This is a genomic window from Streptomyces muensis, assembly GCF_021474425.1.
GTDB lineage: Bacteria > Actinomycetota > Actinomycetes > Streptomycetales > Streptomycetaceae > Streptomyces > Streptomyces muensis.
This window is the reverse complement of sequence record NZ_JAKEIP010000422.1, coordinates 1-4725: the sequence shown is the minus strand read 5'-3', so window position 1 is coordinate 4725 and position 4725 is coordinate 1. Positions and strand designations below refer to the sequence as shown.

6 protein-coding genes are annotated in these 4725 nt (G+C 72.6%); 2 read left to right on the top strand and 4 right to left on the bottom strand.

Annotated features, from left to right (window positions below):
• Positions 1–835: AfsR/SARP family transcriptional regulator (locus tag L0P92_RS42250; protein ID WP_234768449.1), on the bottom strand; the 835-nt coding region annotated here is incomplete at its 3' end.
• Between the two features lie 196 nt (positions 836–1031).
• Between L0P92_RS42250 and L0P92_RS42245 the strand changes: the two genes are divergently transcribed.
• Positions 1032–1832: a site-2 protease family protein gene (locus L0P92_RS42245; protein WP_234768448.1), complete on the top strand. Its 801-nt coding sequence runs from the start codon at positions 1032–1034 to the stop codon at positions 1830–1832.
• Here L0P92_RS42245 and L0P92_RS42240 read toward each other — a convergent pair.
• The 3 genes from L0P92_RS42240 to L0P92_RS42230 all read right to left on the bottom strand — a co-directional run bounded on the left by L0P92_RS42240 (position 1822) and on the right by L0P92_RS42230 (position 3931).
• The gene (locus L0P92_RS42240; protein ID WP_234768447.1) at positions 1822–2007 is read right to left on the bottom strand and encodes a hypothetical protein; all 186 of its coding nucleotides are present in this window, start codon (positions 2005–2007) and stop codon (positions 1822–1824) included. The genes L0P92_RS42245 and L0P92_RS42240 overlap by 11 nt on opposite strands.
• A gap of 87 nt (positions 2008–2094) precedes the next feature.
• Positions 2095–2820, bottom strand: coding sequence for an NADPH-dependent F420 reductase (npdG, locus tag L0P92_RS42235; protein ID WP_234768446.1), 726 nt, complete (start codon positions 2818–2820; stop codon positions 2095–2097).
• 37 nt (positions 2821–2857) lie between these two features.
• Entirely contained in the window at positions 2858–3931 is a 1074-nt protein-coding gene (locus tag L0P92_RS42230) for a sialidase family protein (protein ID WP_234768445.1), read from the bottom strand.
• Between the two features lie 107 nt (positions 3932–4038).
• Here L0P92_RS42230 and L0P92_RS42225 point away from each other — a divergent pair, with 107 nt between their 5' ends.
• The gene (locus tag L0P92_RS42225; RefSeq protein ID WP_234768444.1) at positions 4039–4641 is read left to right on the top strand and encodes a hypothetical protein; all 603 of its coding nucleotides are present in this window, start codon (positions 4039–4041) and stop codon (positions 4639–4641) included.
• Positions 4642–4725: the final 84 nt, after the last annotated feature.

The window sequence follows — 4725 nt, the reverse complement described above, 5'->3', positions numbered from 1 at the left end:
TGCCGGGTGTGGTGGAGGGGCCGGGGGCGCGGCTCGGGCCGGGTGCGGCCGTGGCGCGGGCATCGGGGGCGGCGAGGGCGTCGGGGCTCGGCGGCATGCCGGACGCGCCCGGTCGCAGCAACTCCCCGTACAGAAAGCGCAGTTCGGGCCCCGGGTCCGAGCCGAGCCGGTCGGCCAGGAGGTGGCGTACGTCCTCGTAGGCGGCCAGTGCCTGTGCGGTACGGCCGGCGTCGCGCAGGGCGCGCAGGCGCAGGGCCTGCAACGGCTCGTCCAGGGGGTGGGTGTCGCACAGGGCGGTGAGTTCGGGCAGGGACTGTTCGGCGTGGCCGAGGGCGAGGGCGGCGGTGTGGCGGGCGCGCAGGGCGTCCAGGCGCCGGGCCTCCTGGCGGGCCGCCTCGGCGGTGCGGTCGGGGAGGTCGGCGACGGCGGGGCCGCGCCACAGGGCGAGGGCGTCGTCGAGGGCCTCGGCGGCCTTGGCGGGGTCGCCGTCGGCCAACGCGCGCGTGCCCTCGCCGACGAGCCGTTCGAAGCGGTGCAGGTCGATGTCGTCGGGCGCGGCGGCGAGCCGGTAGCCGCCCTCCGCCGAGACCACGGCGTCGGCTCCGAGCGCCCGCCGCAACCGTCCGACGAGTGCCTGCAACGCGCCCGTGGCGTCGGCGGGCGGATCGCCCTCCCAGACCTCGTCGACCAGCATGCCCGCCGGCACGGCCCGGCCGCCCCGCAGCGCGAGCACGGTCAGCAGGGCACGCAGCCGGGCCCCGCCCAGCGGGACGGAGCTGCCGTCGGGGCGGAGTGCCTGGGTGGTGCCGAGGATGCGATAGCGCACGGGGTCCATTGTCTCCGGTCGGTTCGGCGAGGGTCACAGGGTTGGGCTGTGAGGCGGGTCGGTTGCGGCGGGTGACCGCCCCCACCCTCCCTGGAACCACCGGCCCACCGCGAGACGTTTTCCCCGTACGCCCGGTACGGTCGGGCAGGTCCGACACCCCGTTACTCCCGTCCCGTTCCGTCACGTCCCCCAGGAGCCCGCCCCCATGACCACCGCTCTCACCCGCCGCAGCGACCGGCGGATCAGCCCCGTCTTCGTGGGCATCCTGGCCGTCACGGCGGTGACGGGCTGGGCGACCTGGTCCGGGTTCGCCGAGCAGGCCGGCCTGGCCGTGTTCCTCTTCGTGACCGCCGCCTGGATCGTGTCCCTGTGTCTGCACGAGTACGCACACGCGCGTACCGCGCTGCACAGCGGGGACATCTCGGTCGGCGCGAAGGGCTACCTCACCCTCAATCCGCTGAAGTACACGCACGCGCTGCTCAGCATCGTGCTCCCGGTCGTCTTCGTGATCATGGGCGGCATCGGTCTGCCGGGCGGCGCCGTCTTCATCGAGCACGGGCGGATCCGGGGGCGCTGGCGGCACAGTCTGATCTCGGCGGCCGGTCCGCTGACCAACGTGCTCTTCGCCGTGGTGTGCACCGCCCCGTTCTGGCTGGACGCGCTGGACGGCGTCCCCGCGGACTTCCGGTTCGCGCTCGCCTTCCTCGCGCTGCTCCAGGTCACGGCGGCGATCCTGAACTTCCTGCCGGTCCCGGGCCTGGACGGCTACGGTGTGATCGAGCCGTGGCTGTCGTACAAGATCAAGCGCCAGGTGGAGCCGTTCGCCCCGTTCGGTCTGCTGCTCGTGTTCGCGCTGCTCATGCTCCCCGCGGTGAACAGGGAGTTCTTCCAGCTGATCTACTCGGTGATGGACAGCCTGGGCGTCCACGGCCTGGATCGCTACTGCGGGGAGAGCCTCTACCGCTTCTGGCAGGACACCAGCGAGTACTGCCAGGTCAGCCCGTGACGGAGCCGCGCCGCTGGTCCTTGGCGCGCTTGACGTAGTACCAGGTCATGTTCGACGACAGCCCGGCCAGCAGCACCCAGATGACCCCCAGGAAGCTGCCCTGAGCGAAGGACACGACCGCCGCGGCCACGGAGAGAAGACAGACGATCAGGGCATAGATGGCGAGGCGGGGCATTTCGGTCGGCTCCTTCGGGGGACACTGCTACGGCGACCAGTGTCCCCCATCCTCCGAAAGTCCTGTCCGCCGGACAGGACCTAGCCCTCACACGTCCGTGACGCGCAGCCCGGCGTGTGCCTTGTAGCGCCGGTTCACCGAGATCAGGTTCGCCACCAGCGACTCCACCTGGTGGGCGTTGCGCAGCCGTCCCGAGAAGATGCCGCGCATGCCGGGGATGCGGCCGGCCAGGGCCTGGACGATCTCGACGTCGGCGCGCACCTCGCCGAGGACCATGACATCCGTGTCGATCTCGTCGATCTCCGGGTCCTGCAGCAGCACCGCCGACAGATGGTGGAAGGCGGCCGTCACCCGGGAGTCCGGCAGCAGGGCGGCGGCCTGCTCGGCAGCGCTGCCCTCCTCCGGCTTCAGCGCGTAGGCGCCCTTCTTGTCGAAGCCGAGCGGGTTGACGCAGTCGACGACCAGCTTGCCGGCCAGCTCCTCGCGCAGGGACTCCAGCGTCTTGCCGTGGCCCTCCCACGGCACGGCGACGATCACGATGTCGCTGCGCCGGGCGCACTCGGCGTTGTCGGCGCCCTCGACACCGTGCCCGAGCTCGTCGGCGGCAGCCTGGGCGCGGTCGGCGGCCCGCGAGCCGATGATCACCTTCTGGCCGGCCCTGGCGAGCCGGTAGGCGAGACCCTTGCCCTGCGGCCCGGTCCCGCCGAGCACGCCGACGACCAGCCCGGAGACGTCGGGGAGGTCCCAGGGGTCCTTGGCCGGGGCCTTCGCGGGGGTCGCGGCGGGCTGCTGTGCACTGTCGGTAGAGGTCATGGGCCGACTTTACGTCCGCCCCGCTCACCCTGATGGCTCAGGTGAGGTCCGTCACGGGCACCCGTCGGAAGGCGATCGTCTCGTACGGGCCGAAGTCGCCGGTCTCGTAGAGGAGTCCGACGGTCGCGTCGTCGATCCGTACGAGGTCCGAGTACGCGGCGGGCAGCCCGTCCACCGTGTGCGCGGGCCGCCAGGTGAGACCGCCGTCGGTGGAGGCGCGGATGGTCATCAGGGCGCGGGCGGCCGGGTCGGCGGGGCCGGAGAAGAGCAGGACGTCGGGGTCGCGGAGCTGCAGGACGCTGCCCTCGCAGATGGGGGCGGACAGGCCGGCCTGCGGGCGGAAGGGTTTCACCAGGGTCGTGCCACCGTCGGTGGAGTGGGCGTCGGCGCGGTTGCCGGGGGACGGGGAGTCGTTGCGGGTGTTGAAGTAGACGCGGCCGTCGGGGAGTTCGGCTGCGGTGGTCTCGTTGACGTTGACGTAGCCGTCGGTGTTCTCGTCGACGTAGCCGATGCGCCAGGTGGCGCCCCGGTCGTCGCTGAGGAGGCAGTGGCCGCTGTTGTATCTGGGCTCGGTGCCGATGTCGTCGCCGGTGGGCGGAACGGTGTGGTTGGCGGGGACGACGACCCGGCCGGTGCTCAGCTGGATCGCGTGGCCGGGCGTGGTGGCGTACCAGCGCCAGCCCGGCCGCTTCACCTGCGCGGTGATCTCCTTCGAGCTGGACCAGGTGACGCCGTCGTCGTCGCTGTGGCGCACCCAGATCCGGCGGCCGTCGGCGTCGCTCACCTCGCCGCGCAGGATGGCGGCCTCGGTGGCGGTGGCGTGGTTGCGGAGATAGACGAGCAGGATGCGGCCGGTGTCGAGGACGACGGGGGCGGGGTTGCCGGCGAGGTGGTAGTTGTTGTCGGCGACCACCGCGAGCGGGCCCCAGGTGCGGCCGCCGTCCGTGGACCGCCGCAGCACGATGTCGATGTGCCCGTGGTCGGCGGCGGACTCGATGCGGCCCTCGCAGAAGGCGAGCACCGTGCCCGCACCGCTGACCACGACGGCCGGGATCCGGAACGAGGCGTACCCCTCCTGGCCCGCGCGGAAGGGAACAGTGGTCTCGGTCATCGTCGGACTCCTCACCATGGCCGCCGGGGCTCACTGCTTCCCCTTGCCGGGCGAATTCGGGGTGAACTCCGGGTCACGAGTGTTGGGCTACGGCAGGATGCGGTCGCATGGATGCCGTACGGGTCGCGTTGTTGCGCGAAGTACTCGCCGGGACCGAGTGGTTGGGGGCCACTCGGCGGTTCGCGGGGGCGGTGCGGGCGTCCGCCGTGGCGCACGGGGGCGGACTGCTGCTGGTCGGCACGCCGGAGTACGAGCCGTGGCATCTGGCGGCCCATCTGGTGGACGAGGCCGCGTGGTCGGGGACCCCGGAGCTGGCCCCGACCCTCGTACGGCATGCCGCGCGCCCCTCGGATCCGGCGCATCTGGCCGTCGGTCTTGGCCGGTTGGCGGCGGCGCGGCGTGGGGAGACGCTGCTGGTGGTGTCGCCGGACGAGCCGGGGGCGGCGCTTCTGGAGCGGGTGCACGACGTCCGGCGGGCCGGGGCGACGGTGTTGGCCCTCGGTCCCGGCGAGGGTGAGCTGACGGCCATGGCCCACGAGGCACTGGCCGTGCCGGAGGGTGGGGAGCTGGATCTGGACACGGTCCAGCATCTGGTGAGTGCGGCGAGCGGCGAGAATGCGGTGCCCTCCGGGAGGGGGCGGGGGCGTTTCCGGGATCGTCTGTCCAGGTTGGCGGAGTCTTTGACGGCGCCGCCACCGTCGCGGTGGTGATGCGCCGGGGTGGGGGGTGGTTTCTGTCGTTGGGCGGGTGCGGGTTGTGTGGGGCTGGTCGCGCAGTTCCCCGCGCCCCTGAGG